Origin of the sequence: Nocardioides sp. Leaf285, from assembly GCF_001422955.1 — a bacterium.
GTDB classification, from domain to species: Bacteria; Actinomycetota; Actinomycetes; order Propionibacteriales; family Nocardioidaceae; genus Nocardioides; species Nocardioides kribbensis.
The window spans coordinates 122070-147849 of sequence record NZ_LMNH01000005.1; the positions used below are offsets into that span (position 1 = coordinate 122070).

General features: G+C 72.3%; 29 protein-coding genes. 8 read left to right on the plus strand and 21 right to left on the minus strand.

Features of this window, described 5'->3' with window-relative positions; genetic code table 11:
- Positions 1-110: 110 nt before the first annotated feature.
- From ASF47_RS18240 to ASF47_RS18300, 14 genes are all read right to left on the minus strand, one after another.
- Entirely contained in the window at positions 111-1340 is a 1230-nt protein-coding gene (locus tag ASF47_RS18240) for an AAA family ATPase (protein WP_056865467.1), read from the minus strand.
- A 380-nt stretch (positions 1341-1720) separates the two neighbouring features.
- Entirely contained in the window at positions 1721-3571 is a 1851-nt protein-coding gene (locus tag ASF47_RS18245) for a DUF853 family protein (protein WP_056865468.1), read from the minus strand.
- Complete coding sequence (locus tag ASF47_RS18250) at positions 3568-3930, minus strand: hypothetical protein (protein ID WP_156698017.1); 363 nt, start codon at positions 3928-3930, stop codon at positions 3568-3570. The genes ASF47_RS18245 and ASF47_RS18250 overlap by 4 nt, the downstream gene beginning before the upstream one ends.
- 445 nt (positions 3931-4375) lie before the next feature.
- The gene (locus ASF47_RS18255; protein WP_082500518.1) at positions 4376-6073 is read right to left on the minus strand and encodes a CTP synthase; all 1698 of its coding nucleotides are present in this window, start codon (positions 6071-6073) and stop codon (positions 4376-4378) included.
- Between the two features lie 84 nt (positions 6074-6157).
- Positions 6158-6445 carry a hypothetical protein gene (locus tag ASF47_RS18260; RefSeq protein WP_056865470.1) on the minus strand — a complete coding sequence of 96 codons (288 nt, stop codon included), beginning with the start codon at positions 6443-6445 and terminating at the stop codon, positions 6158-6160.
- On the minus strand, positions 6442-6711 hold the full coding sequence (locus ASF47_RS18265) for a hypothetical protein (protein WP_056865471.1): 270 nt from the start codon (positions 6709-6711) through the stop codon (positions 6442-6444). The genes ASF47_RS18260 and ASF47_RS18265 overlap by 4 nt, the downstream gene beginning before the upstream one ends.
- 97 nt (positions 6712-6808) lie before the next feature.
- On the minus strand, positions 6809-7372 hold the full coding sequence (locus ASF47_RS18270; protein WP_056865472.1) for a hypothetical protein: 564 nt from the start codon (positions 7370-7372) through the stop codon (positions 6809-6811).
- A gap of 200 nt (positions 7373-7572) precedes the next feature.
- Positions 7573-8247 (minus strand): HU family DNA-binding protein, encoded by a 675-nt coding sequence (locus ASF47_RS18275; protein WP_056865473.1) that lies wholly within the window; start codon positions 8245-8247, stop codon positions 7573-7575.
- A gap of 246 nt (positions 8248-8493) precedes the next feature.
- Complete coding sequence (locus tag ASF47_RS18280; RefSeq protein ID WP_056865474.1) at positions 8494-9591, minus strand: FAD-dependent thymidylate synthase; 1098 nt, start codon at positions 9589-9591, stop codon at positions 8494-8496.
- 33 nt (positions 9592-9624) lie between these two features.
- Positions 9625-10866: a hypothetical protein gene (locus ASF47_RS18285; RefSeq protein WP_056865475.1), complete on the minus strand. Its 1242-nt coding sequence runs from the start codon at positions 10864-10866 to the stop codon at positions 9625-9627.
- 181 nt (positions 10867-11047) lie between these two features.
- Complete coding sequence (locus tag ASF47_RS21260; protein WP_156698018.1) at positions 11048-11209, minus strand: hypothetical protein; 162 nt, start codon at positions 11207-11209, stop codon at positions 11048-11050.
- The gene (locus ASF47_RS18290; protein ID WP_056865476.1) at positions 11206-11430 is read right to left on the minus strand and encodes a hypothetical protein; all 225 of its coding nucleotides are present in this window, start codon (positions 11428-11430) and stop codon (positions 11206-11208) included. The genes ASF47_RS21260 and ASF47_RS18290 overlap by 4 nt, the downstream gene beginning before the upstream one ends.
- A gap of 199 nt (positions 11431-11629) precedes the next feature.
- Positions 11630-12346 carry a hypothetical protein gene (locus tag ASF47_RS21265; RefSeq protein ID WP_156698019.1) on the minus strand — a complete coding sequence of 239 codons (717 nt, stop codon included), beginning with the start codon at positions 12344-12346 and terminating at the stop codon, positions 11630-11632.
- A gap of 385 nt (positions 12347-12731) precedes the next feature.
- A complete protein-coding gene (locus ASF47_RS18300) occupies positions 12732-13469 on the minus strand; it encodes a GNAT family N-acetyltransferase (RefSeq protein ID WP_056865478.1) in 738 nt (245 codons plus the stop codon).
- A gap of 408 nt (positions 13470-13877) precedes the next feature.
- Between ASF47_RS18300 and ASF47_RS18305 the strand changes: the two genes are divergently transcribed.
- On the plus strand, positions 13878-14345 hold the full coding sequence (locus ASF47_RS18305; protein ID WP_056865479.1) for a hypothetical protein: 468 nt from the start codon (positions 13878-13880) through the stop codon (positions 14343-14345).
- A 29-nt stretch (positions 14346-14374) separates the two neighbouring features.
- On the opposite strand, the gene ASF47_RS18310 is transcribed toward ASF47_RS18305, so the two are convergent.
- Positions 14375-15514 carry a tyrosine-type recombinase/integrase gene (locus ASF47_RS18310; protein ID WP_056865480.1) on the minus strand — a complete coding sequence of 380 codons (1140 nt, stop codon included), beginning with the start codon at positions 15512-15514 and terminating at the stop codon, positions 14375-14377.
- 789 nt (positions 15515-16303) lie between these two features.
- On the opposite strand from ASF47_RS18310, the gene ASF47_RS18325 reads away from it, so the two are divergent.
- From ASF47_RS18325 to ASF47_RS18350, 6 genes are all read left to right on the plus strand, one after another.
- Positions 16304-17347: a hypothetical protein gene (locus ASF47_RS18325; RefSeq protein ID WP_056865483.1), complete on the plus strand. Its 1044-nt coding sequence runs from the start codon at positions 16304-16306 to the stop codon at positions 17345-17347.
- Complete coding sequence (locus ASF47_RS18330; RefSeq protein WP_156698020.1) at positions 17344-17814, plus strand: hypothetical protein; 471 nt, start codon at positions 17344-17346, stop codon at positions 17812-17814. The genes ASF47_RS18325 and ASF47_RS18330 overlap by 4 nt, the downstream gene beginning before the upstream one ends.
- Positions 17815-17818: 4 nt before the next feature.
- Complete coding sequence (locus ASF47_RS18335; protein ID WP_056865485.1) at positions 17819-18103, plus strand: hypothetical protein; 285 nt, start codon at positions 17819-17821, stop codon at positions 18101-18103.
- Complete coding sequence (locus ASF47_RS18340) at positions 18100-19023, plus strand: hypothetical protein (RefSeq protein ID WP_156698021.1); 924 nt, start codon at positions 18100-18102, stop codon at positions 19021-19023. Before ASF47_RS18335 ends, ASF47_RS18340 begins: the two co-directional genes overlap by 4 nt.
- A 257-nt stretch (positions 19024-19280) precedes the next feature.
- On the plus strand, positions 19281-20342 hold the full coding sequence (locus tag ASF47_RS18345; protein ID WP_156698022.1) for a hypothetical protein: 1062 nt from the start codon (positions 19281-19283) through the stop codon (positions 20340-20342).
- Positions 20343-20412: 70 nt separating this feature from the next.
- On the plus strand, positions 20413-20676 hold the full coding sequence (locus ASF47_RS18350; RefSeq protein WP_056865488.1) for a hypothetical protein: 264 nt from the start codon (positions 20413-20415) through the stop codon (positions 20674-20676).
- A 67-nt stretch (positions 20677-20743) separates the two neighbouring features.
- On the opposite strand, the gene ASF47_RS18355 is transcribed toward ASF47_RS18350, so the two are convergent.
- Positions 20744-21211: a hypothetical protein gene (locus ASF47_RS18355; RefSeq protein ID WP_056865489.1), complete on the minus strand. Its 468-nt coding sequence runs from the start codon at positions 21209-21211 to the stop codon at positions 20744-20746.
- A gap of 430 nt (positions 21212-21641) precedes the next feature.
- Between ASF47_RS18355 and ASF47_RS18360 the strand changes: the two genes are divergently transcribed.
- Entirely contained in the window at positions 21642-22208 is a 567-nt protein-coding gene (locus tag ASF47_RS18360; protein ID WP_056865490.1) for a hypothetical protein, read from the plus strand.
- 29 nt (positions 22209-22237) lie between these two features.
- Here the strand turns inward: ASF47_RS18360 and ASF47_RS18365 are convergent, their stop codons facing one another.
- The 5 genes from ASF47_RS18365 to ASF47_RS18385 all read right to left on the minus strand — a co-directional run bounded on the left by ASF47_RS18365 (position 22238) and on the right by ASF47_RS18385 (position 25777).
- Positions 22238-22858 (minus strand): hypothetical protein, encoded by a 621-nt coding sequence (locus tag ASF47_RS18365; RefSeq protein ID WP_056865491.1) that lies wholly within the window; start codon positions 22856-22858, stop codon positions 22238-22240.
- Entirely contained in the window at positions 22855-23514 is a 660-nt protein-coding gene (locus tag ASF47_RS18370; RefSeq protein ID WP_056865492.1) for a hypothetical protein, read from the minus strand. Before ASF47_RS18370 ends, ASF47_RS18365 begins: the two co-directional genes overlap by 4 nt.
- 42 nt (positions 23515-23556) lie before the next feature.
- A complete protein-coding gene (locus tag ASF47_RS18375; protein ID WP_056865493.1) occupies positions 23557-24021 on the minus strand; it encodes a hypothetical protein in 465 nt (154 codons plus the stop codon).
- Positions 24022-24083: 62 nt separating this feature from the next.
- Entirely contained in the window at positions 24084-24440 is a 357-nt protein-coding gene (locus ASF47_RS18380) for a hypothetical protein (protein WP_056865494.1), read from the minus strand.
- Between the two features lie 689 nt (positions 24441-25129).
- Positions 25130-25777, minus strand: coding sequence for a hypothetical protein (locus tag ASF47_RS18385; protein WP_056865495.1), 648 nt, complete (start codon positions 25775-25777; stop codon positions 25130-25132).
- Between the last annotated feature and the right edge of the window lie 3 nt (positions 25778-25780).

The following is a 25780-nucleotide window of genomic DNA, read 5'->3' on the forward strand; positions in this document are numbered from 1 at the left end:
GCGACGCCGGTCGCGCGCTCCGTCCAGTGGAGCCGGGGAGCATCATGCCTGGCAAGGACGATCGATCGCTGCCGAATCGTCCTCACCGTCGCGGCGGCGCGGGCCGACCATCAGGTGCGCGGCCAGTCGGTGGTCAGGTAGGCCTCGATGGCGCGGTGGCGGAAGGTGTAGGGCGACCCGCGGTCGATGATGCCTCGAATGGTGTCGAGACGCTGGGCGTAGGGGCCCGCGGCTGCTGCGGTGGGGTGCCCGGCGGCCTTGGCGATCTTGGTGGCGGTCCGCTCGGCAGGCTCCAGTTCGGCCATGGCGTCGAGGAACTGTCGCTCGCGCGCGGGCAATCGGGCCAGGATGCGCTCGACGTGGGACTCGGCCTCGTCGCGGGCCCGGACCCATCCGGCGCGGACCTCAGCGGCGGTGATGAGGGGTCCCTCGCCCTCGTACCAGGCGCGTTCGCCTGCGAGTTGGAACAGGAACGGCTCGCCGCAGCACACCGCGACGATCTCCTCGATGGCCGCCTGCTCCATGGTGACCCGTGTGGTCCCGCCCTGCTCGTCGGGCACGGCGAAGCCGGGGTCGATGAACTCGTGCAGCGCCAGGCGCAGGTCGTCGTCGTCGATGGGAGCCAGGCGGGTCGTGGCAAAGCGTCGCGCGAACGTGGCGCCCTTGCGGGCACCGGCCATGTCGGCGAACTCGGGCAGGCCGGTGAGGTAGACCGCGATCGGCAGGACCCGCTTGATCCGCTGGTCGCCCGGCGCGGTGACGATGGTCTCGAAGGCCAGGGCGTCGCCCAGGCACACGAGCAGTTGGGACAGGGCGGCTTCGCTGGTGATGTTCTGGATCTCGTCGACGTGGATGAGCACGGCGCAGTCGCGCTCGATGGCGGCCAGCCCGATCTCGACGAGCAGGTCGGTCAGCGCGGTGTAGGGCTCGGGCCCGTCGCCACGTTCCAGACTCAGGGAGACTCCGCTGACAGCGACGGTGCGCACGCGTGCGAGTGTCTGGCCGATGCGCTCCTCTCGGCGCGCGGGAAGCCCGGCCGAGGCCGCGAGGTCGAGCATGGCGGCCGCGAGGGTCTTCAGGGGGTCCGAGCCGACCGGGACGCGCAACTGCGGGGTGACCCAGTCCCCCGCCTCGCGTGCGATGTCGGCGATGCGGCGTACGAGGGTCGACTTCCCGAGCCCGGCCTCGCCGAGGATGGTGCGCCCGCGTTCAGAGAGACCGGCGATGCGGCGAGGGCGCAGGATGCGCTCGTAGTCCTGCAACTGCTGCACGCGTCCGGCCCACACGCGGGGCACGGCGTCCGCGCCGGGGGTGAAGGGGTTGTCCAGCGGGTTCCTCATGTCGCTAATGTTAGCAACGAGCAACATCTGTTCGCTAACGTTAGCAAGCACCTCATCGGTCGGTTCCCGCTCGCAGGGCGGTCCTCAGACCGGGCCCCTCGACAGGTCTCGGCGAGCCTTGTGGGCCCTGGTGGGGTAGCCCCGAGCGGTCCGGCACGAGCGTCGCGGCGGAGCCTCACAGAACGGGCACGGTGCGTCGTAGACAGGATCCTCGGCGTGCCGCTTCTCTTCGGCCTCTGCCGAGGCACGTGCTCGACGCTGCACGTCGACCTGCGCCTTCGTGGCTGGCCTGACCGTGCCTCGGCCGCGGGCAGCGAAGCGGGCGGCAGCGTTGATGACGTTGCTGGCCTCGCTGGCCGGGTCGCGGGGGTCTCGCGTCATCAGGCCAGGGAGTCGGCGAGCACAAGTTCGCCGCGCCCCGACGCCAGTCCCAGGGTCCGCAGTCGTGACAGAGCGTTGCGGAACCCGCCACCGGCCGGGGAGTAGTCGGTGCGCTCGGCGATCTCGTCGGTCGGCACAGCGCGAGGGTAGTCCGCGGCGAGGACGTCGAGGATGAGTGCTTCGGCGCGACCGATCTTCGGGTGCTGCTTCCACCACTGCAGCAGTGCGGCGCCGGTAGGCAGCGCCTCGACGGGCCCGAGGTCTGCTCGGCCGACCTCGGTGATCTCGATGGTCCCCGAGCCGGTGATGCGCCCGGCGGTCCGTAGCGCGGAGAGGGCGTTGCGGAAACCGCCACCCTTGGCGGAGTAGGAGGTCGCCAGCGCGACCTGGGCGACGTCCAGCGCACCGTGCTGGGCCAGCACGGTCAGGATCAACCGCTCCGCCTTGCCCAGCCCCGCTCCCCCACCGGCGACCGGGGCGGCGGCGGGCGCCGCATGGGCGGACTTTGCAGGTGCCGCGCTTCGGGCTGGCGTGGGCCGGACTGGTGTGGGGGTGCGCCCGGCCGACCCCGGGGCACCGGTCGCGGGTCGAGGGGCGCGCAAGATCTCGACGGGCTCGCGCAGCCGGGCGCTGACCTCGTCGACGAGGGTGCGCATCTGCTCGGCGGCGACTTCGATGCGGTGCAGGCAGTTGCGGGCGTACTCCTGGACGTCGTCAGCGGCAGCGGTCAGGGCAGCGACATCCTCCGGGCTCAGCACGGGCACCTCGACGACCTGCTCTACGACGCGCTCGACGGGCTCGGGGCTGGCCTGGGACCTGCGGGCGGCCTGGGCCGAGCGCAGGTCGCTCTCCAGGGCCGTGATGCGACGACGCAGCAGGCCGGGGTCGTCGGCTTCGGCGCGCTCGATGGTCTGGGTCATCCCAGCCTTGATCCGGTCCAGGTCGACGTCGGCCAGGCGGCGAGGCGTGACCGGGGCGGCCCCGACGACGGGGGTCGCGCCGGAGTCGAAGGTGCGGCGGCGGCGGAACTGGATCTTGGTCGGCTCCCCCACCAGGTGCGGCGCGATGATCCAGGCCTCCCCGTTGCCGAGGGCGGGCAGGTCGGAGGCGACCTCGGCCCGGTCCACGGTGCCGGAGACCCATTCGGCGATGACCTTGCGGTCGGTGGGCGCGGTCGTGCGCAGCGCGATCATGCACTCGGTCTGGCTCAGCGCGTTCTTGTGCAGCATCGCGGAGCGCTGGGTGATCAGGGTGACGCCGATGCCCCGCTGCCCGCCCTGCTTGACCAGGCGTGTGAAGGCCCGCACGACCGGCAGTTCGTCCTTCGATGCCCCCTGGGGCAGGTAGTCGTCGGCCTCCTCGCAGAAGACGTGCAGGGGCTCGGTGTTGCGGGAGTAGAGGCGCCGGGCGAAGTCGAGCAGGAACCGCAGCCGGTCGGGGTCGTCCATCTCCGAGACGTCCAGGACGCACGTCATGCGCTCCTCGACGACCAGGTCGGCCAGCAGCGTCCCGGCCGAGGGCTCCAGGGGCAGGTCGCCGTGGCGGCCGCCGAAGACAGTGACCGCGAGGCCGGGGGCGTCGCCGTCACCGGAGGACCGCACGCCCCACCAGTCACCCTTGGGGTCGATGGCCACCCAGGGCAGCCCGTGGTCGTACATCTCCTCGGCCATCACGACCGCGGCGTTGCTCTTGCCTGCTCGGCGCTTGGCCAGGACAGCGAAGGTGTCGGTGACCGCCTGCAGCGGCAGGGCCAGCCCGGGGGCAATGTCGAGCAGCGCCGCGGGCCTGGCGCCCTTGCGTCCGGCCCTACCGCCGGGCCCGCTGCCGGTGCCGGTCTGGCGGGTGCTCATGCGCGCTTCCACCCGTCGGGCGGGACGATGCCGAACCGGAGCCCGACCCGAGCGCTGAAGCGGCGGTGGAAGGCGACGATGGCCTGGGCTGTCTCGCCCTGGCCGTTGATGTAGATCGGCATGCCCTCGGCGGGGGCGGTGCGTTCATCGAGCACCACTCCGTGCTCCGCGATGGCCTCGGGGGTGAGCAGGGCCAGCACGACGACCTCGACAGAGGGGTCGCCTGAGGTGATCTCCTCCTTGGCCTGCTCGGCCTCGTCGCGGTCGCGGAACGTCCCGTGGGCCAGGGCCGGGGTGTGCTCCTCGTCGACGTCGGAACGCAGCAACGCGTAGGAGGGCGCCGACCAGAAGGCACGCATGGCAGGTGAGGCGAACGCCCAGTGCAGCCGCGAGGGTGCCCACGCGTCGCCGGGGCGGATGGGCGCACGCAGGCGAGCGCCCACGTTATCCGGGTCCGACGCGGTAGCAGCGGCGGCGGGGCGCAGCGGGTCGCTGGTGGAGGGGTGCACCGAGGTTCTGTGCCGCGTGCGCCCCCGCGGCGCCGTAGACGGGTGGCGGCTCACTGCTTTCCCTTCGAGCCTCGTCGCTGCTTCTCGCGCCAGGCCGGAACCCAGTCGGGCACGTGGTCGGGGCAGTAGGCGCCCGACCCGTCGCGGGTGAAGAGTCACTCCGCCCCGCCCTTGATGATGCCCCAGCGGTGCTTCTTGACGGTGGCGTCACAGTGGGGGTCTGAGCAGGTGATCACCGCACCAGCCTGCACCGGGTCAGGGCGCCCGGTCCCGGACCGCCTGCCGGAGGCGCGACTCACCGGCGGCTCGCGCCGGTCACCGCGCCGGTCACCGCGCCGGTCACCGCGTTGTGCCCGGCCCCACCGAGGGCGGCTGCGACGAGGGCGCTGAAGAGCGGGTGCGCTGCGGCCGGTCGACTCTTGTACTCGGGGTGGGCCTGGGTCCCGACGTAGAAGGGGTGGACCTCGGCGGGGAGTTCGACGAACTCGACCAGGGCGTCGTCGGGGCTGGTGCCGCAGATGACGAGGCCGTGCTCGCTCAGCCGTTGGCGGTAGGCGTTGCTGACCTCGTAGCGGTGGCGGTGTCGCTCGGAGACGATGCCGCCCTCGGGGAGCGCGTAGGCACGGGCGGTGACCGTGCCGGGCGCGATCAGGGCGTCGTAGGCGCCCAGGCGCATGGTCCCGCCGAGGTCGCCGCCGTTGAGGTGGCTGGTCTGCTCGGCCATGGTGGCGATGACCGGCTCGGAAGTGGCGGGCTCGAACTCGGTGGACGTGGCAGCAGCGAGCCCCAGGACGCTGCGGGCGTACTCGATGACCATGGACTGCATGCCCAGGCACAGCCCGAGGGTCGGGATCTTCTGCTCGCGGGCGTGGGTGAGTGCGCCGACCTTCCCGTCGATGCCGCGGATGCCGAAGCCGCCGGGCACGCAGATCGCGTCGACGCCCGCGAGGGCCTCCTTGGCGCCGTCGCGGGTGGCGCAGTCGTCGGCTGCGACCCAGCGGATCCTCACGCGTGCGTTGTTGGCGAAGCCCCCGGCGCGCAAGGCCTCGGTGACCGACAGGTAGGCGTCGGGCAGGTCGATGTACTTGCCGACGAGCGCGACCTCGACGTCGTGCTCGGGCTGGTGGACTCGGTCCAGCAGCGCTCCCCACTGGGTCCAGTCGACGTCGCGGAAACGCAGGGCGAGGCGGCGTACGGCGAAGACGTCGAGCCCCTCGGCGTGGAGCACCTTCGGGATGTCGTAGATGGAGGGGGCATCGGAGGCGACGACGACACCGCCGCGGTCGACGTCGCAGGTCAGGGCGATCTTGTCCTTGATGACCTCGGGGACCTCGCGGTCGCATCGCAGCACGATGGCGTCGGGAAGGATGCCGTAGCCGCGCAGGGCGGCGACCGAGTGCTGGGTGGGCTTGGTCTTCAACTCTGCGGCCGGTCCCATGTAGGGCAGCAGGGAGACGTGGACGAACAGGCAGTTGTCGCGGCCCAGGTCGTGGCGGACCTGACGCGCGGCTTCCAGGAAGGGCAGCGACTCGATGTCGCCGACGGTGCCGCCGATCTCGGTGATGACGACGTCGACTGGGCGGCCTGGCGTGCCGGTCCCGCCCATGGCCAGGATGCGCGCCTTGATCTCGTCGGTGATGTGCGGGATGACCTGGACGGTCTGGCCCAGGTAGTCGCCGCGGCGCTCCTTGGCGATGACGTCGGAGTAGACCTGGCCGGTGGTGACGTTGGCGATGGCGCTCAGGTCGCGGCCCAGGAAGCGCTCGTAGTGGCCGACGTCGAGGTCGGCCTCGGTGCCGTCCTCGGTGACGAAGACCTCGCCGTGCTGGAAGGGGTTCATCGTCCCCGGGTCGACGTTGAGGTACGGGTCGAGTTTCTGCATCACGACGTTGAGGTCGCGCGCGGTCAGGAGCATGCCGAGAGAGGAGGCGGTGAGCCCCTTGCCCAGCGAGGAGGCAACGCCCCCGGTGACGAAGATGTGCTTGGCGGGCATCGGGGTCTCTTCCAGTGCGGGCGGGTCGCGGCGAGTGGTCGTCCGTGCTGTGCCGCCGGGTGGTCGGCGGCGCTCGGTGCTCGGTCAGCGGGGGTCGTCGCGGACAGACTCCTTGCGGGGCGTGAGTCGCTCGCAGAGGGCGGCCCCGGCCGGGAGCAGGAGGATGCCGGTCACCGCCAAGGCCATGCCGGGCACCTTGGGCCCACCGTCGAGGGCGAGCGTGATGCCTGCCCCGCAGACCAGCGCGGCGAGGCAGATGGTGACCTGCCAGGCGACCTGTGCGAGGGCCGACTCGACGTGGGGCTCTCGTGGCGCAGCCGTCGTCGGCTCCTCCACCGGCACCTTCAACCGCACCTTCATCTGCGCCTTCATCGGCGCGAGGCCATGACGTGGCGCAGGCGGTTCGTCGCCACGAACCCACACCGCGTCGGCTCCATGAGGCCCGCGAGGAGCAGCGCGTCGGCGATGCGTGCGCCGAGGCCGGGGGCTGCCCAGACGTAGTGGTCGCGGGCAAGTCGGTCCAGGGTCACGACGGGGACTTCGACGTCGAGGTCCCCGAGTCGGGCACTGGGCAGCGTGAGGGGCGTCCCGGGGCCGCAGGGGGCCGAGGCGTCGGGGCGGTTGAGGGAGAGGGTCACGACCGGTGCTGTGCCGCGACGGGGGCGTCGGCCCGCGCCCGCTGGTGGCGGTGCGGCGGGCTCGGCGGGAGCGGAGGCTAGGAGCGGAGGGTCGGGCTCACAGGGGACCGACGAAGACGAAGTAGTCGGCATCGGCGTCGATCGAGCCCACCATGCGCACGCGGTAGTCGCCGCGGCTCTTGGTCACGGCCAGCCCTTGGCAGACCATCAGGACGCTCTCGCGGCTCCCGGTGGGGACCTCGAAGTCGGCGCGGTTGTCGCGCACCATGACGGGGGTGCGGACCTTGATGATGTCGCGGTCCACCCGCAGCGCCTGCCGGGCCATCTGGTCGCAGGCAGTCTGGGCGCTCGGCAGCATGTCGGGGTCGACGTTCTGGAGTTCCTCGATCGTCACGTCGTCAGATGCCGCCGCGTCCTCTTCGGCTGCCTCGACGCCGTCGATCACATCCTGGGCGGGGTCGTCGCCTTGTGCGGTGGTGGCCGTCGTGTCGCTGTCATCTACCAGCGGATCACCTGAGGTGTCGGGGAACGTACTGGGCGCGCGGTCCTCGGCGCCCTGCTCGGGTCCGCCGGTGAGCAGCATGGTGGCCAGTACCGCGACCACCAACGCCATGGCGGCGAGGGCGCCCAGCAGGGCCATGACGGGCTTGGTCAAGGTCATCGGGGGTCCTCCAGGTAGCACGGGGACCGGTCCCCGAGGCGGCGGGCCGATCCTGTCAGAGCCGGACCGTTCTCGTGGGCAGACCCCACGACTTGGTCGACTCCTTGGACTGTGCCGCCGTTCCCGGCAGGTCCCACGAGGCGGCGGTCCCCCGGCGCCGCCTCGTGGTTTCCCCGAGCCATCTCGGGTGCCTGGTGGACCTACTTGGTCGCGGCGCTCGCGGCCCGGCGGGGAGCCGCCTTCTTCGCCGCCGCCTTCGCGCTCGGGGCGGACTTGGTCGTCGCCTTCTTCGCCGCCTTCGGGGCGCTCGTCGAGGCGGCCTTGTTGGTGCTGGCCTTCTTCTCGGGGGTCTTGGTGGCCGCCTTCGCGGGGGCGGTCTTGGTGGCTGCCGACGACCTGCTGGTCTTGGTGGCGCCGGTCTTCGAGGTCCCGGCCTTGGTGGTCCCGGTCTTGGGCGCCTCGACGACCTTGGCGGTGGAGGCCTTGGCGGTGCTGGCCTTGGCGGTGCTGGCCTTGGACCCGAGGGCCTCCTTGACGGCACGCATCCCGGTCACGCCGACGGGCAGGACCGGCTCGGGACGGGGCTCGCGACCCATCTTGGCCTTACCCGAGGTGGTGTCCTTGAACAAGGTCCCGGGGCGGAACTTCGGGACGCTGGTCTTGCGGATCTTGACGCTCTCCCCGGTGCGCGGGTTGCGACCCGTGCGCGCCGGGCGCACGACCTTCTCGAAGGACCCGAAGCCGGTGATGCCGACTCGCTCACCCTTGGCGACGCGGCGGCTGATGATGTCGATGGTCTCGTCCAGCGCCTTCGCCGCGACCTTCCTGTCCCCCAGACGCTCGGCCAGCACGTCGATGAGTTCGGTCTTGTTCACGAATCCTCCTGCGCCCCGTGCCGCTGCTCTGCTCGTCTCCGAGACGACGATCGAGGCATGTCGGATGCTCTCGGGCGGGCGGGGAGCCACCCAGTCTGCCCTTGGCCAGCAAGGGCAAACAACAGCAAACGGACGCAAACGCCGAGGTACAGCGCGGGGGGTGCTGTGCTCGAATCCACGCCTGAGGCAGGGGTCGCCCGGAAGGTGTTGCGGGGCAAGGGTTCTCGGTGAAGGGCCGTGCCGCGCTCAGCGGTAGGTGGTCATGTTCCGCTGGGCCTCCACGATGTGACGCATCGAGAGCCAGGCGGTGAACTTGCCGACGCGGGGCAGGTGGTCAGTGGGGTAGGACAGCGTCTTGCCGTCGGGCCCCATCGCCAGGAGCGGGACGGCCTGGCGGTTCTCGGGGCAGGGGATGGCGATCTGCTCCAGCGGGGACCAGTGCGGGGGCTGCCCGCTGTCGAGGCGCTCGTCGGCCAGGCGGGCGTAGAGGCCGAGGTCCACGTCGAGGGCGCGGACGCCGTCCTGGGTCATGTAGGAGGTGCGGGCCACGCGGGCCGCGGAGACGCGGGCGAGGGTCTGCTCGATGCCGTGGGTGGCGACGGCCTCCGCGACGGGGTCGGTGGCGACCTTGCGGGCGGCGGCGTGACGGGCCCGGTCACGGTCCTCGGCGTCGATGTAGGGCAGGTGGAACTCACCGCGGGCCACGGGGGTCGGGGTCGAGTCCGCGAGCGCGGAACGCATGCGCTCCGCCACGACCCGGATCTCGGGCTGGGCGTCGGGGTGGCAGCGCTGGGCGAAGTAGTTCTCGAAGGCGGTGCCGGTCCACACCGAGGTGTGCATGGAGTGGGGCTCCAGGAGTCGGTTGGTGATCGACTTGTGGACGCCGAGTTCGCGCAACTCGAAGCCGAGTTTGATGGTGGCCTCGCGGTGCAGGTCCCACTTGCGACGAGCGACGGCCTGGGCCTCGGCCGAGACGGCTTCGCCGCCCTGCATGCCCTTCTGCTCGCTGGCCCACACCACGGGCACGGCCGGGTGGGCGCGGATGTCGTCGATGACCTTCGCGATGGGCCGGGCGCGGCTGGAGGCGGAGTTCTTGGCCGGGGTGGCGTGGGTGTTGTCCTCGGAGAGCACCCAGCGGTGGTGGCGCTTCTCGAAGGTGACGATCTCGACGCCTTCGGGGCTGACGGAGTGGGCGATGACCTTGGCGTAGACGAAGTCGTCGGCCGCGGTCGGCTCGAAGCCGTCGGGGGCGTAGGAGGCGCCGGGGTCGCGGAGCCCCTGCTCGGCGCCGGGCCCGCCGTGCATGGCGGAGTGCTGATGGGCGGGCTGCGCGGTGGTGGTCACGAGCCCTTCTGTGCCGCCGCTGTCGGGGCGGGCTCAGGTGACGTCGTACACCTTCTTGCTGAATCGAAGGGGCGCCCCTTGGGGCCCCTTAACGTACGCGTCGATGAGGATTCGTTTGACGGTCGCGGCGCATCGGCCGGTGCCGTCATCGCGGCCAGCGGCGACGACGTCGGGGTCCGCGGGCAGGACGCAGCGCGAGGTCATGATGCCCTCTGAGGCGCGCGCATCGGAGAACTGGTGCTCGTGCTCGACGCCCTTGCGCGGCCCGTAGGGCTGCCACCGCCAGTGCTGGCGGGTGATCCAGCGGACCTTGCTGCGTCGGCCCTCGTCGGTGTCGTCCCAGTCCTGGTCGTCATCGACGGGGTCGGGGCCGGTCGCTGCGCGCTTGACCTTCTCACGGCGCAGCGCGATGAGGCGGACAGCGCCCTCGCTGGTGGGGCCGGTGAGGTCGGAGCGGCTGGCACGTCGACGGGCGGGTCGGTCGGCGACTTCCGGCTCGACTGAGGTGACCGGCTGGGCCATCAGCATCCAGAGTCCGTAGAGGAACCGAGCGGGGTTGAGGTCGGCGTAGGAGGCTGCGTCGCCGATGAGCACGGAGATGAGTCCGGGCGAGATGTGGCGGATCGGGTCGGGAGCCAGGTCGCGGGCGGTGTAGGAGTAGCGGGCAGGGCCGACGGTGTCGCCGTGGCGCAGGCCGGTGCGCCACTCGGGGTGCCAGCGGCCGACCTTGGCGCGCCACTGGTCGTAGGTCTGCGGCCCCATCTCCTCCTCGCGCAGCCACGGCAGGTCGTGCTCGAAGAGGTCGTGGAACATGAAGCAGGTCGTCGCGCGCCCGAAGTCGGGGTCCTCGGTGGGGTGCCACACCAGCCAGGTGACCGGGGTGACGCGCCCGTCCTCGCGCACCGAGGGCAACGGCACCTCCAGGCGCACGAAGCCGCTCTCGGAGGGCGCCATGTCGAGGTCGACGATGTCGCTCTCGTCGAGGGTGTCGGAGGTGTGCAGCGCCAGCGCGACCATGTCGGGACTGATGCGGTAGGCCGGAGCCTGGTCGAGTGCGCTGGTCAGGCTCGCCACCAGACGTTCACCGGAGCGTCCGTACATGACCTCGGCGATGGTGGCGGAGACCTGCTCGTCGGGCAGGTCGGGGGCCACCATGGTCCAGGAGACGAGCCCGAGGAAGGACGCCTGGAAGTCCTTGTCGGCGAAGCGGCTGTGCAGGTCGATCTGGGCGTCGACGATCTTGGCGGGAGAGGTGTGGCTGGGCTCGAAGGTCACGTCCTCCACGGGGGCGCCAGAGGAGGTGACTGGCCGTTCGGTGCGGGGTTCGTCCTGCGCCCCGGCGGCGTCGTCGTGAGCGTTCACGGTCACCTCTCGGTCGGTTGGCGAGTGGGGTCGCACTCGGCGACCTCGGCAGGGTGGGAGTCTGCCGCACTCCGCCGACGGCACCATGCAGGGGCTAGATGCTCGCTCCCCGCGAGGCGCTGCTGCGCTTGCCCGCGATGGCGGTCGGGGCGTCGTGGGTGGGGTGCGACCCCGAGGCGCTCAGCAGTCGCCGCGGGGAAGAGTCGATGAGGGCATTGGCGGCACCGGCGGCCGCGACCACGAGGAAGGCGTTCACGCGCTGGCCCCCTGCCCGGCCAGGGCCGCGTCGGCGGCGGGGACCTCCGCGGCGGTGAGGTGTCCGTGGCGGGTGAGCACTCGACGCACCACGGGGCACTCCTCCAGCCCCAGCGACAGCAGGACGCCTGCGGTCTCCTCGGGCGAGGCGCCGACGGTGCGCGCCTGCCCGGCCATGTTGATGGCCAGTGCGATCAGCGGGTCCTGCGGGGTGCGAGGCATGGGGTGCTCCTGAGCGGTGAGGTCGTGGGTGGCGCCTGCCCTGTGCCACTGCGCCAGGAGCGGGCGCTGCGGAATGGAAGGACGGTCGCTGCGCGCCCTGTGAGACCTGGAACCCCTTGGACTCTGGTGCGAAGACCGAGGGGTTCCGCCCCGTCTCTGGGTGGCGTAACGACCGTCTGGTGGAGAGGTGTGCGGCAGGTCACTCCAAGCGCTCCCGCGGCGCCCGACCAGCGATGGTGGACACGAACGCGTCGGCGTCGTCGAGGAGCGAGGAGATACGCGCGTTGACGGCATCGGCGGAGGCTGCGACCTCGTCGAGGGCCGCGAAGAGCCCGTCGATGTCCAGATGCGCCCGCGACCGGGTCGGGATGCTGCTCGACTCGATGGGCCAGGCACCCTCGGCCTCGCGGTCGGCCGGTGCGCGGCCTGTTGGCGCGTCGTCGGCTGAGGTGCCGTCGGGTCGGTGACTGAGGCGCAGGGCGACGATGCTGCTCAGGGAGCGCGCGGTCAGGGGGCGCCAGTTGGCCGTCCACCCGTAGCGGTCGATGGCGGGAGCGAGCACGGGGGTCTCGCGCCAGGTCGGGTCCAGGTCGGGCAGGGAGCCGGGCTCGGCCGCGACAGGGGGCTCCGGGTCGTCGGCGCCGCAGTCGTGGATGCGGCGCTGGCGCGCGCGGCGGAGGTACTCGTTGACCACCCTCGCGCTCCAGCGGTAGTCGAGGGCGGCGACGTGCAGCCATCGCACGGTGGCGCAGGCCGGGCACGCATCGGGGTCGGCGACGGTGCCGACCGCACGGCGACGGCTGAAGGCCGTGCAGGTGATGCTCCCGGGGGCGAGGCGGAAGTCGGTGGGGCGCAGCGATCGCGCCTCGTCGCGGGTCAGGCCCAGCCCGCCCTCGGCCGGTGGTGCGAGCGTCACGAGCAGGAACGCGTCGCGGCGGCCGCGGAAGCCCGCAGGGAAGCCGACGTAGGGGCACGCTGGCAGTGCCTGCGAGAGCCGGGCGCCGTGAGGCCAGGCCGGGGAGTCACCGCGCGCAGCCGCGGTCCGGCTCTGCGGGTCGGTGGGTGGGGCCCATCCCAGCCCGATGGCGACTGATCGCAGGCGGCTGGTGAGCGTGCCGGGTCGGCACGGGACTTGGGCTGCGAACTCGACCAGGTCGAGGGTGGAGAGGTTGTCGAGGCGTCGGTCGGTGGCCTCACACCAGTCCGTGAACAGCGCCCAGTCGGCGCGCGAGGAGGCTGTGGAGCACCGGTGGCCACGCAGGTCTTCCTCGCCCGGGGCGCGCCGGGCGGAGGGGGCTTGCTCAGCGCTCGTCGTCGTGACCGGACGGGGGTCCGGCCGGGTCGGGTCGGTCATGGTCGGCCTCGGTGCTCTCTGCGGCTACTTCCAGGAGTCGCTCGGCCTGTGCCACGAGCGCCTCGACGTGGAAGGCGTCGACCAACGCGTCGCCGTCGGCCCCGCGGCGGAAGATCCCTCGCGGCGGGCGCTGCATCTCCACGCAGTGGTTGATCACGACGCCGGTCTCGATGAAGCCCATGGAGCCCAGCAGGGCCACAGCGTCCGTGCGCTGCTGGGGTACTGCTGCGCGGATGATGGAGCCGGTCAGGTCGCAGTGCCGAGCCACGGCGGCGAGCAGGGCGGTGCCGATCCCCTGGCGCCGGGAGGTCCGCTTCACGAACAGGCGCGACATCTTCATGTAGGACCCGTCGCGATCGAGCAGGACCGAGCCGACGGGACCGTGGGTGTCGGAGGCGACCCAGGCCAGGCCCAACGGTGGCGCGGTCGGCGATGCACCGGCGGCAGACCCGAGGGATGCGGTGTGGGGGTCGAGGTCCTCGTGGGGTGCAGCCGGGTGGTGGTAGCAGGAGCCGAAGTCGTCGAGGACCTGCTGGTCGCCGGGGTCGAGCGGCTCCTCCTCGAAGTACCACAGCCGCATGTAGTCCTCGGTCAGCGCCCGAGCCTGGCGCGTGAGGGTGTCGGTGAGGGCCAGGCGGACCTCCACGTGGTCGCAGCCGGGGAGAGCGGACCGGCGCTCGTTCATGGGGTCTTCCTTCCTGGGCCAGGGGTGCTGGTTCCTCACCCGCCGCTGGCGGGCTCGTGGTGCGGGACGGGCGGTGGAGCAGTGGTCGTGCCGGTGACAGCCTAGAGCGCCCGAGCACGCCGCGGGGTGCCGCCGCCGAGGCCCACGCGGGCCTGCTCGACGTGCAGCATCCCGGTGAGCGCGGCGGCGCGGGCTGGGGCCTGTGGGGTGGCCTCCAGCCCGCGACACCACGGACGCGGCGGCGTGTGGAGACGAGGCCGCACGGCATGTTGACCGCGCCGGGCAGGAGCCTAGGCGCCGCGGGCGGGCGCCGCGGGCGATCGAGCAGAACACGGCCCGCCTGGTTCGCCGGGAGCGGCTCTCGCCCGACCGGGGCGCTCCGCGGGTGGCGCCGCACACGCTTCGGCCATGACCACCGGATCGAGCGACCGCTCCGCCGAGCCCCGCATGGTGCTGGCCTACCTCCACGTCTCCACCCGCACCGAGACGTGCGACTACGGCGAGGAGCACCAGGTGGCCTACTGCCAGATCAGCCGCCTGCGCGACGCGGGCCGCACCACGACGGTCAGCAACGGCTACGAGATGGTCGACGCGGCGATCCTGCTCGACGAGCAGGGGCGTGAGCACGTGGAGCACCGCCCCATCGACTTCGCCGGAGCCGTCCGCTACGCACGGGAGGACGGCCTGTCGCTGGCCAACCGTGTCGGCGGCACCCGTTCGGTGCGCGACCTCTCCGGGGCCTCCGACCGGGCGGCAGGGCGGTGCCCCTCCGGCCCGGCCTTCGACCCCGACGACCCCGCCCAGAAGGTGTCCCCCGCCCTCCTGCGGAGCATCGGCGTCATGGGCATCGCGCGCCTGGCTGGCGGCGCGATCTGACGCCACCTGCTTCACGACTACGGATCTACCTACAGGCCCAGCCGTGTGACGGCGTTGCCCTCCAGCGGGTTGTGATCGCGGTCGTAGGTCTCGACGGAGGAGTCCGAGGCGTGTCGGGTCTGCTTGCGCACGGCGCGGACGTCGGCGCCGTTGCGGCGGGCCTGAGTGACGAACCCTGCGCGCAGTGAGTGGGCGCCGTAGAGGTCGGAGCGGTAGCCGGAGGCGTCGAGTCGTCGCTTCAGCAGGGCGTTGATGCTCTCCCCGGCCAGGTGGCCGTCGGCGATCTCGCCAGCCTTGTTCACCGCCCGCAGCAGCGCGGAGTCGTCGGCGACGCCCGGGGCGAAGCCGTGGCAGAGGTGGGCCCACCTGTCGGGGACGTCGGTGGAGAGCACGAGCCGCATCCGCGCCGACCGTGTCTCGGCGGCCAGCAGGCGGCGCCACCGCATCCACGCGCAGGGCACGCAGGAGGTCGGGTGGACGCCGAAGGGGACGGCCAGGAGCGCACCTCGTCCCTCCTGGTCGGTCTTGGAGCGGCCGAGTCGGATCAGGAGGCCGTCGGTGCGGTCCAGGCGCACCTGGCCGTTGGTGAGCGCGGCCAACTCCGAGCGGCGCAGCGCGGTGGCGAAGCCGAGCAAGAGGGCCAGGGTGTCGCGCGCGGCGGTGATCCCCCGCGGCCAGGTGCCGTGGTCCATGTCGCCCACCAGACGGACCACGTCGTCTCGCAGCAGCGCCTCCTTGCCGCGGGTGCGCTCCTGGCGCAGGCGACGGATGCCTCCCAGGACGTCGGCGATGGCTTCGTGCTGCCCCAGGCCACGGCCCCCGCCGGTCTCGAACTGCTTGCGCGCCAGGGAGGCGACGTGGCGCTGCAGAGTGGAGGCTCGGTAGCGCGGGGCCCCGTCGGGGCGCATCTGCCGGGCCAGGTCGGTCAGGTAGAGCGCCACGGTGCCGGGCTCGACGGGCAGCGCCTTGACGCCGAGTCGGTCGCACCACGCGGCGTACTGGCGCCAGTCGGCCTCGTTGTAGCGCCGGGTGGCCTCGGAGACGCGCCGCTCCCGGTGCTCGGAGGCCGCCTCGGCCAGGGCCAGGAGTTCCGCCAGGGCCTGCTCGCGCGGCAGGGCGGCGCCCGGGCCCTGCTGGGCCAGCGCCGGGGGCCGGTCAGGTGCGGCCACGCAGATCGCCTCCTGCGGAACTTTGCTGGGGGTAAGAGCCTACTCACGACCGATCTCTGAGGGGGTGGAAGCGACCGTGCTGCCGGGCTGGGCCGGACCGTGACGGGCCGCGCGACGCCGCAGGGCGACCGCGACCTGCTCGTCGAGGCCATCGCGGTCCGCTAGGTCGAGCGGCCGGTCGCGGCGAACGGCCGTCAGGACCGCGCGCAGCAGCAGGGCCAACTCCTCATCGGAGAAGCGGTCGTCCTTGGGGTCGACGGAGTCGGGCGGCGCGGCCGGGCGCGGTGATGGAGCCGGGGATGTAGTCGGTGCGTCCACAGGAGTCCTCCAGAAGGTTGGGGCAGCGCGGTCTCAGCGCCTCACCTCTCTGCGTGCGCTGCTCTGACAGCGCGCGCGCCGGTGGGTGCTCACGGGTGGGCAGGCAGGCCCCGTTGGTAGTCCTCGTCGGTAGCGGTGACGCCGCAACGCCAGCAGGCCCGGATCCTCACCTTCGGGCGCCGGGCGAAGTAGTCCCATGAGTGCGGGCCGGAGGTCACCTCGCACGGCCGCTGGCGGCGCAGGTGCTCCTCTTGCTGGGCGACAGCCTGCGCCACCCACGATTCGGGGCCCGCTGGGGACCCCAGTCCGGTGTGCTGGTCGGTGTGCTGGTCGGTGTGCTGGTCGGTGGGTCTCATGCCTACCTAAGGCATCACGCCCCAGTGCCAGTTAAGGCTCGTCCGGGATTGCCCGCCATCTCTCTCGGCGCCGCGGCGGGTGCGGGCCGGGGAGCGTGCCGGACACGGCGGAAGGGTGAGCACACGCATCGAGCGCGGCTACCGGGTGCAGACCCGCGACATCTTCGCGTTCTGCCACCGCGTACGCGCCGCGCTGAACCCGGTACGCGACGACCTCGACGCGCGCTGGCTCATGCGTCACGCCGTCGCGGCCATCGACCTGTCCGACCGCGACGGGACCCCACGAGAGCCGCTGCCGCTCCTGGACGCCATGCACGCCTTCGACGACGCCCAGGACCGCGAGAACGCCAAGGGCTACCGTCAGGCGTCCCTCTCCTACGCCTTCGACCCCCACCAGTTCGAGGTCGCCTTCGCTCTCGACAGCCCCGAGGCGACGGGCGAGGTGACCGGCACCGGCGCGCTTCTGGCGCGGGTCTACACCAGCGAAAGCGCACTCCTGCAGGCATGGGAGGCGCTCGATGAGGTCGAGGCCTGGCCGTACTGGGACCACAGTGACCGCCCGGGCGCCCTGACCGAGACCGAGTGGTGCGAGCGACGTGATGCCTACGCCCGCACCACCAGCCCCGGGGCACCGGCCACCGAGACCTGCCTGACCTTCGCGCTGCGCTCCTCGGTCCACGACACCGGGATGCTGTCGATGGTCATGCGCGACCCCGACCCCGCTCGCGAGGACGCCCGCAGGAAGAGGCTGATGCGGGCCGCGCCGTCGTTCGTCGACAGGGTCCAGACCCGGGCCCTCGACCTGTGCGTGCACGAGCACCTGCGCCAGGACGACCAGGACGCCACCACGGCCACGGCCCGCGACCTGATCGGCGCGGTCCGCCTCTACCGCGAGCACCTGACCTCGCAGTCCCTGCAGCGCCACCGCCCCGAGCGGATCGCTCTGCGCACCGCGCTCCTCGACGCCGTCCGCGCCACGCTCGACCCCGACGCCGCGCAGTGGGCCATCGCCACCACCTGTCAGGACCGCCCTGCGACGCCGGGCGCCCAGAGCGGTCCGCAGGCTCCACCGCACACCGACCCGACCCGCGCTCGTGAGGCTGCACGAGCGTTCGTGACCGCGCACCCCGAACCCGACCACGATGGAGCAGATCGATGACGCAATGGACCGGCAGAGCAGCCTCGACCGCGGTGATGCGCGGCATCCAGATCGCGACGCCGCACTGGACCGTGCGACACGTGCGGCAGGCCCGCGCCGACCTGCGTGCCCAGGTCGCCCAGCACGTCGAGGACCCCGGGGCGCGCATCGGCCCGATGGCCGCTGAGGGCGCCATGGCGGTCCACTCGGTGCTGTCGATCTCCGAGCACTTCGCCCTGTGCGGCGCGCCCGTCTTCACCTGGGGTGGCAACCACGCCGACATCGACTGTCACCTGTGCCGGGCCCTGTGGCCGCGCGAGGTGAAGGACGCCGTCGCAGCCGACACCGCCCGCATCGAGCAGGCCCTGCTTGCCCGACAGCGCCGCTACGACGACGACGAGTACGACGACGACGACCCGGCCGACGAGTACGACGAAGACCTCGACGAGTACCCGGCCGACGCGGCAACCACGAAGAGCGAGGACTGACCACATGCCTACCCACGCAGCCCCACTGTCCGGCCAGCCCTGGTCCCACGACTGGGACTTCGAGCCGATCAGCCACTTCGGCGCCCCCGATGGGGGCTCCACCTACGGCATCACCGTCTCGATCAAGGCCACCTCCGACGACGAGGCCGAGCGTCGAGCGCTGACCTACCTGATCCACAACTTCGACGACGAGGGCCGCCACCGCACGATCGCCACCAGCGAAGGCCAGCACGACCCGAGCAAGGGCACCTACCGGGTGCGCATCGACTTCGCGTCGGGCCAGAGATGAGCCGCTCCGGCAAGCCGCGGCGCACCGAAGTGCTCGACGTTCCGGCCGACACACGGGGGCACCGGTTCCTCTACGACCCCGAGAGCCCCGGCCGCCTGACCGGGGCACGCGCCGACGTCGTGGTCTACACCCTCGGCGACGAGCCGCTGAGCAGCGGCGCGGCGATCATCGCCCACGGCGTCTTCGCGTGCGCCACCTGCGGGGCCCACCCCGGCTTCGACCTGGTGGAGCCCACCACCCGCATCGCCCCCGCGACGCTCGCAGGAGACGTCGTCGGGGAGTTCGTCGGGCCGGTAGGCAACCGACCGGACATCGCACTGAGGGCCAAGACCGACTGCCTGCTGCCCCAGGGCGCACCGACCGTCTCCGTCTTGGAGGTCTCCAGCGGCCGCGTCGTCCTCGCAGACAGCCTGAGCCCCGTCATCGACGCCGATCTGCCCGAGACGCCCGGCTACTCCAGCGCGGCCGGACAGATCGTCTACTCGGCGCGCATGTCGGCCCTCGGTGTAGTCCGCGGCGCTGTCGGGTCCAGCGGGGCCACCCTGGCCAGGCTCGGGCCTGCGGAGTACGCCGCCTCGGACGGGGCGCGCTACGTGCTGGGAAAGTTCGACGACGAGGCCGAGCCCGGCGAGGAGGGCCACCTGGACCTGGCCTCGAACGGTGGAGCCGTCCTGGCCTCGATCAGCACTCAGGTGTGGGCCTATGCGATCACCGACTACGACAACTGGGCCGCGCGGGCGATCGAGCAGGGCCTGGACCCCCACGAGGTGCTCGCAGAGCGCGGTGAGCGCATGCGGGTCGTCGACCTGCCGCGTGGCACCTACCTGGTCGTGCACCACCAGACGGTCGCGGACGCCGACCCCGAAGGCGGCTGGTGGCCGAGCACCTACGCCGACATCACCATGATCCACCCACGCTGACCCGCTGGCCCACCCGACCAGCGGGCCAGCGGGGCGTCCCGTCGGCCGCGCGGCGGCACAGACCGCTCATGCTGCACCTGCCGCGTCGCGACGCCACTCCCCCGACCTCGCCAGCCCCTCGTGCCCGCGGGTCCCACCGCGGTCCCCGGCTCTCCGGGGGATCTCTCGACGCGCACCAGACGCGAGGCCGGGTCGAGGCCCAGCACCGGGCCGTCGCCAGCCCGCGGACGCACGCGATGACAGCCACGCTGTCGGTGATGGCTGTGACCGTCGCGGCCCTGGCCACCGTCGTGGGCTACCGGACGCTTGGCCCCGAGGACCCGACGGTCGTGGCTCAGCAGTCGGTGAGCGCTGCTGCGGCGGGCCTCGACGAGGCCGCGCTGATCGCGCCAGCCGTGCAGGTGGCCGAGCCCGTCACGGTCGAAGCCGACGCCGCGCTCGGGTTCGTCCCGCCCTCCGACGGGCTCGACGCCGCCGACATCCCCGAGGGGGCCCTGGCTGCCTACCAGCGCGCCAGCCAGGTCATGTCCGCGGCCGACACGACCTGCAACCTGCCGTGGACGCTCCTCGCAGGGGTGGCTCACGCCGAGACCGACCACGGAGCCACCGTACGGCGCGAGGTCACCGCCGATGGGGCCCTGAGCGAGCCCTACGTCAGCCCTCCGCTTGACGGACGCGGAGGCCGTGGACAGGTGGCCGACACCGACACCGGGAGTCTCGACGGAGACCGCCGCTGGGACCGGCGTCTCGGCGTGTTCCGTGTCCTGCCGACGACGTGGGCCGCGGTCGGCGTCGACGCCGACGACGACGGCGTGCGCGACCCACAGGACCTCGACGACGCGGCCCTGGCCGTCGCGGTACTGCTCTGCTCCGGCGATGAGGACCTGGCCAAGCCCCAGGAGGCCCGAGACGCCCTGCGCCACGTTCACGACAGCCGTCGGTTCGTCGAGGCCGCCGCGGCGGCCTCGGACGCCTACGAGCAGACCTCCGAGAGCCTGGCGCCCTCCGCGGGCACCATGAGCGTGCGGATGCTGCCCTCGGGCGAGGCGAGCCCGTCAGCGAGCCCCACGGCCTCCCCCAGCGCCAGCCCCTCGGCGACGCCGTCCGCCAGCGCGAGCCCCACGCGCACGCCCACGCACCAGCCCAGCCCCACCAAGGACCCGACCAAGAGCCCGGCCCCGCCGAAGCCGTCCAAGACGCCCACCACGAGCCCGAGTCCGACCAGGCCGCCGGTCGTCTCGCCGACCCCGACCCCGACCCCGAGCGCGACCCCGAGCGTGTCGGCCAGCCCGGCGGCGACACCCTCAGCCACTCCGTAAGAAGCGGGGTCTCGCGGGCGCCGTGAGTGGCTCGGTGCGAGCCGGGCCGATCGCCGTACACAATCCAGGCATGCCCAACTCGCCAATCACCATCACCGTCGACGTCGAGTCCGAGTACGCGCACGACTCTGGCGCCGCCCTCGACGAGCACACCGCCACCATCGCCCTGGGCGGTGTGCCGGTGTTTCGGCGCGTCTACACCGAGTTGCCCGACCGTCACCACGGCGACCACGGCTGGGACCCCGCTGATCACTTCGGGCAGATGGCGGCAGGCGAGTTCGGGGTCAAGTTCGCCAGGCTGATGGAGCAGGCGGGCGAGGACCGCCTCGACTGATCCTCTATTGAGCACCGGCGGGCTCGGGGGTCGGGGCGGTCGAGCCTGATCGCTCGACCGGCCGGTCTCAGGAGCGGCGTGGTCCAGCGGCCCTGTCGATGGCCTCGTTGAAGGCCCAGGCCACGGCGTCGGCGAGACCGGCCAAGCGACGCGGGGCGCTGCTTGTCGGTCGGTAGTCACCTGCGGCGTCGGCCTGGACCACGACGGCTGCGCGGGAGCCAGCGACCGAGCCGTCGGCATCGGGCTCGGCCACGAAGCGGCAGGAGCCGTCCCCGAAGGAGACCTTCAGCGTCGATGGGTCGTTCCCGCTCACGACTGCCCACTGCTCGGTGCCGTCGAGGCAGGCGTAGCCCGTCGCGGCGAGAGCACTCTGCGTCTGCGGCAAGAGGTCCGGCAGAGCCGTGCTCGCGAAGTCGGAGTACGCCTGGGCCGGTGTGCGAGCACCCGTGGCGGGATCGCCGGTCGTGGCGCAGCCGACCACGGCTCCGCCCACGGCGAGAGTGGCCGCAACCGCTAGCGCAGCGGATCGCTTCATGGTCAGCCTCCTGCGTGGTGTGGGAGAGGGCTAGGTGCCTGTGCCGCCGCCGGGCCGCCGGGCCGCCCCTTCACTCGCCCACCCCGCCCGCCTCGAACATGCAGTAGTGCACTGCGCTAGCGCCGCCGCGGGCCGCCGCCGCACTAGCGCCCGCCGGTGACGTGACCGTTTCGCGGAACGCACTAGAGCGGGACCTGGCGCGGCTGCGGTAGTGGGGTGCACTACTGCACGTTCAGGGTCGGCAAACCACCGCTGACCTGCGCAAACGGCAGCAAAAGACCGGGCGCGGCGGACCCCGGTAGCGCCGCAGCGTGGGATGATCGAGACGGCGAGATAGGCGGCCGATGGGCGGCCTGACACCGGGATGTCGGAGCCGACGGGCAGCATCTCGGGGACCGAGCCACGGGGTCGCTGAGCGAAGGGATGGCTGGTGGAGAGCACCGAGCAGCAGATGGAGCAACGCGCGGGAGATCCGGCGCAGCAGGGGGCGCCCGCGGGGTCGCTCGACGGCGGAGACGTGCCCCTGCCTGGCTTCCCGGCGGCCCCGGCGAGCGCGAAGGCGACGCCGAAGACTAAGCGGGGCATCGAGAGCCGCGGCAAGAAGTCCGGGATGCCGATCTCGGCGACGTCGGTCTCGGTCCCGGCTTCGATCGCCGCGGCCTGGAAGGACCGTGCACGGCGCGACGGAGCGAACCACGTCGACGTGATGCTCACCGCCGTGGCGCAGCAGCGCGCACTGCTGCCCGATCTGGTCCGCGAGCACCAGCGTCAGCAGCGACCCAGCGTGGGCCCCTCCCCCGACGGCGTGTTCGTGCAACGCGTCGAGCCCAAGCCGGAGGAGCCTTTCGTGGCGGTCCCGCTGCGGATGCTGAGCGCCAACGTCGACATCCTCGACGGCCTGGTCCACGAGGCCGGGGCCAACAGTCGCTCGGCGCTGGTGACAGCAGCCCTCGCCTCCTGGCTGCGCCCACAGGCGGCCGACTCGCGAGCCTCCTGACCGGGGCCCAACCTGCGTCCGGACGTAGGTCAGCCGGTCGAGCCGTGAGCGCTCTGCAGTCGGCGAGCACGCTCCAGTTCCCGGTGCGCTTCGGCGGGGCCAGAGCGGGCACCGGCGAGAGCATGCACGAAACCGTCCAAGGTCCAGAGGATCTGCTCGATCTGCTCCTCCGAGAGCATGCTCGCCGGGATCAGGGCACGTTGCGCGGGCAGGTAGCGACCATGCAGCAGGCTCGACGCCTTGCCCGGGTCGAGGTCTGCCAGAGCAGCGTTGTTGGCGACGTTCCACAGGTTGTCGACTAACTTCAGCCGTGCCGCGTTCGGGCGGCGGCAGGCGCGCGCGATGAGCCCGTCCAGGTACGGCTCGGGCTTGCAGGTGCCGGGCACGATGCGACGTGAGACAGCAGCGACGTCGAGGACGACCGGCGCCGGTACGCCGCGACGGTGCAGGGAGACAGCGCTCTCCTCGGTGTCCTCGATGACGTCGTGGAGCAGGCCGCCCATCTCGGCCAGCGGGCCGAAGGGAGCCAGCGCGGCAGCGATCGGCGTCAGGTGAGCCTCGAAGTAGGGCCGCTGCTGACCGTCGACCTGTCCGTCGTGGGCCTGCACCGCGAGGATGCGGGCATCGTCCAACGTCAGCGGCGCGGTCACGGTGTCATCCTCGGGGCTCGGCTCGGGTTCGGCTCAGCCCAGGAGGGGCGGTGGTGGGCCAGCCACGCCTCGGCCTGCGTGGGATCGACAGCGACGCCCAGGGCGATGTCTGGGCACTGGGGGTCCTTGCAGACAGCGGCGACGTAGCGCGCAGCGACATCAGCGAGACCGATCGGGTGCGACAGGTCCAGGCACCCCCTGAGCAGTTGCGTCCCCCTCGGGTCGGGCGAGGTCGCCTGCCATCGAGACTCCCGCAGGTCCAGGACGTCGCTCTCGACGAGGGCGGCCATGGCGGCGGTGACGTCGACGTCGACGTCGAACGCGCCGTCGGAGGTTGTGACAGTCGCCCCCACGGTCGGGGTCCGCATGGCGGCCCTGGTCTGCTCGGCCTCCGCTTCGGGACCGACCCCGGTGACCATCGCGGCGCCCGTCAGTCCGGCGTGGGCGATGCATGCCGTGCAGGCGCGATCGCAGGTGTAGCGGGCGTCTGCGGTGCGGGTGTCGTGGGTGAAGCAGTTGCCGAGGGGCGCGCCTTGGCCGTCTCGGAACACGGTGTTCTCGCAGCGCCCACCGGCGTTGGCGACGAGGATGCTCAGCGCCTTGCGCATGGAGTGCTCGGCGGGCGTAGGGGCGGACTCGGAAGTGGCTGCGGTCACGGGGTCATCCTCGGGGTTCGCTTCGGGGTCTGGTGCTCGGGCTCAGGCGTGGGCCAGGCGGCGCGAGGCGAGGGCGGCGGCGTCGTGCTTCTGGTCCTCGCGGATCTCGGTGACCACGCCGTCGAGGTAGACGGTGATGGCCTGACGGCGCTGGGCGTCGACGACCACGGCGACGCCGGGGCGCTGGTTGATGCCGTGGCCGCAGTACCGCTCCTGGCCGGGGTAGCGGGTGACGTCGGTGACCTTGTAGGGCCGCTCCAGCGCCTCGCGGATCTGGGAGGGGGTGATGCCCTTGGCCTTGGCCTGAGCAATCAGGTGCGGGGTGAGCACGAAGCCACCGATGGTGAGGGTCCGCGGTCGGCTCGCCTCGCGTGCTGCCCGGGCGACGGCCTGGTTGGCGGCAACGGCGCGCCGGATGGCGGCGTACTTGGCGACCTTCGCGGGGTCCATCGCCACGACGGGCGAGCCGGGGACCGGGGCGACGGTGGTGGTGGTGGTCTCGCTCATGGCTAGAACGTGTCCGGCGCTCTCCTGGGACCGCTCCCGCGTTGTGGGGCGCCTTAGGCGCCTTAAGCGCCCATGCGGCGCAGGACCAGGACGACGTTGGTCTCGCGCTTGGTGACGTAGCCGAGCCCCTTCAAGGCGGCCTCGATCTCGTCCAGGGCAGCGTCGCGCAGGGCCGTGCGCTCGCTGACAGGGCGACTGCGCTGCGCCGCGAGGGTCCCGTTCTTCCACTCCACGTAGGTCTCGGCGTAGGCGGAGTTGGTCCAGTTGACCTTCCAGCCCTCGGTGGTGTCATCGAAGACGCGCCGCCTCAGAGTCGTGGACTCCTTGGTCCCGCTGACGTGAGCGCGCAGGTGCCGCACGAGGGTCGAGCGAGTCATGTTGCGGGGGTCCTGACCCTTGTCGTACGTCGTCTTCGTCATGCCTGCACCGTGTCCGGCTACGGGCCCGGCGCGCTCCCAGCGGACGCGGACCCCTGCGGCCCCGCCGCCGAGATGCCGACACCGAGCGTTGGGGCTAGCGCAGCCAGTGGTTGCTGGAGAAGAGGGGCGCGCGGGTGGTCCGGATGGGTTCGACCCGGTTGCAGAGCACGCAGCGCGCGGCGCTCGGGTCGTGGTCGGCTGACGGGTGCGCCTGCCACCGGTGGGCGCCGAGGTCGCACGGGCTCATCGACCCGTCGCGCAGCGCCTGGCACCGCCCGGAGGCCCGGACCCGGACCGCGTGGGTGCGGGTCGGGTACCCACCGCCGGAAGATCCCCCGCCGTCGAGCGTCGTGCAGTTGGTGCCGACCCCCGCCCGGCACCGGGGACAGACGACATCGCAGGCGCAGTCGAGAGCGACGACGCCGGGCGGGCCCTCGGCGCCCCCGCGGACTTCTGCGCGGACTTCTGCGCGCGTGGGGAGCGCGGCAGCGTGGCGCGGCAAGCGGCAGGAGGTCCACCCGCCGCCGGGGGCGTAGGCATCGGCGACGAGGAAGGCGGGAGGAGAGCCAGGGCCGCGCCCCACGCGCGTCAGGGTCAGCCACACGTCGACGTGACGACCTACAGGACCCTTGCCAGGACCGGTGGCGCTGGGCGCGGCGGGGTGGCTCATGCTGCTCCTATCGGTGCGCTTAGGCGTCGGTGATCTGGTCGAGGTACGGCGGGAGCGAGCGGAACGGCTCGGCCTCGTCGGGTGCTGCGTCACGGGCCTCGAAGTCGATCCCGGCGATCTGGGTCTCGGCGGCGTACTCCCCCACGGCATGGTCGAGAAGCGCGAAGCACACCGTGGCCAGGTCGGCGTTGGCACCGCGGTCGGGGTGCTCGCGGGGGTTCCAGCCGGGCACGTAGAGCATCAGGTCGACGATGCGGGGGTCTGCTTCGTGCTGGCGTGCGGTCCAGGTGACCTGGTCGGCGTGGACCTCGGCCTCTCCGGCGGCCAGGGCCAGCGTCTCCGGCTGGGGGTGGCGGGGACGCAGGGCGAGGACCTCGAACGCTTCACGCACGGCCGGAGGGGCGGCCTCGACGAGCGCGAAGACGACCGGGAAGGCACGGCGGTCGCCGCCAGCCGAGATCACCAGGTGGGGGCGCAGTGTCGCTGCTGCGCCGAGCGTGAGCAGCAGCCGGTCGTCGACGCGGCGCAGTCGGGCCGTGAGGGTGTCGAAGACGGGGTGGGCGCCGGTACTGAGCAGCGATTCGGCGATCGACTCGACGCTGTCCGGAGGCACGGCGGCCACGGCGTTCCAGAAGTCGCGGCTGGCCTCGGCGCGGTAACGGTTCATGGG

What these genes read in the sequence shown, in the direction of transcription:
- ASF47_RS18240 (WP_056865467.1), bottom strand. Translation starts at nt 1,340, where the DNA reads ATGAGGAACCCGCTGGACAACCCCTTCACCCCCGGCGCGGACGCCGTG.
- ASF47_RS18245 (WP_056865468.1), bottom strand. Translation starts at nt 3,571, where the DNA reads ATGAGCACCCGCCAGACCGGCACCGGCAGCGGGCCCGGCGGTAGGGCC.
- ASF47_RS18250 (WP_156698017.1), bottom strand. Translation starts at nt 3,930, where the DNA reads ATGCGTGCCTTCTGGTCGGCGCCCTCCTACGCGTTGCTGCGTTCCGAC.
- ASF47_RS18255 (WP_082500518.1), bottom strand. Translation starts at nt 6,073, where the DNA reads ATGCCCGCCAAGCACATCTTCGTCACCGGGGGCGTTGCCTCCTCGCTG.
- ASF47_RS18260 (WP_056865470.1), bottom strand. Translation starts at nt 6,445, where the DNA reads ATGAAGGCGCAGATGAAGGTGCGGTTGAAGGTGCCGGTGGAGGAGCCG.
- ASF47_RS18270 (WP_056865472.1), bottom strand. Translation starts at nt 7,372, where the DNA reads ATGACCTTGACCAAGCCCGTCATGGCCCTGCTGGGCGCCCTCGCCGCC.
- ASF47_RS18290 (WP_056865476.1), bottom strand. Translation starts at nt 11,430, where the DNA reads ATGCCTCGCACCCCGCAGGACCCGCTGATCGCACTGGCCATCAACATG.
- ASF47_RS18300 (WP_056865478.1), bottom strand. Translation starts at nt 13,469, where the DNA reads ATGAACGAGCGCCGGTCCGCTCTCCCCGGCTGCGACCACGTGGAGGTC.
- ASF47_RS18305 (WP_056865479.1), top strand. Translation starts at nt 13,878, where the DNA reads ATGACCACCGGATCGAGCGACCGCTCCGCCGAGCCCCGCATGGTGCTG.
- ASF47_RS18330 (WP_156698020.1), top strand. Translation starts at nt 17,344, where the DNA reads ATGACGCAATGGACCGGCAGAGCAGCCTCGACCGCGGTGATGCGCGGC.
- ASF47_RS18335 (WP_056865485.1), top strand. Translation starts at nt 17,819, where the DNA reads ATGCCTACCCACGCAGCCCCACTGTCCGGCCAGCCCTGGTCCCACGAC.
- ASF47_RS18340 (WP_156698021.1), top strand. Translation starts at nt 18,100, where the DNA reads ATGAGCCGCTCCGGCAAGCCGCGGCGCACCGAAGTGCTCGACGTTCCG.
- ASF47_RS18345 (WP_156698022.1), top strand. Translation starts at nt 19,281, where the DNA reads ATGGCTGTGACCGTCGCGGCCCTGGCCACCGTCGTGGGCTACCGGACG.
- ASF47_RS18350 (WP_056865488.1), top strand. Translation starts at nt 20,413, where the DNA reads ATGCCCAACTCGCCAATCACCATCACCGTCGACGTCGAGTCCGAGTAC.
- ASF47_RS18355 (WP_056865489.1), bottom strand. Translation starts at nt 21,211, where the DNA reads ATGAAGCGATCCGCTGCGCTAGCGGTTGCGGCCACTCTCGCCGTGGGC.
- ASF47_RS18375 (WP_056865493.1), bottom strand. Translation starts at nt 24,021, where the DNA reads ATGAGCGAGACCACCACCACCACCGTCGCCCCGGTCCCCGGCTCGCCC.
- ASF47_RS18380 (WP_056865494.1), bottom strand. Translation starts at nt 24,440, where the DNA reads ATGACGAAGACGACGTACGACAAGGGTCAGGACCCCCGCAACATGACT.
- ASF47_RS18385 (WP_056865495.1), bottom strand. Translation starts at nt 25,777, where the DNA reads ATGAACCGTTACCGCGCCGAGGCCAGCCGCGACTTCTGGAACGCCGTG.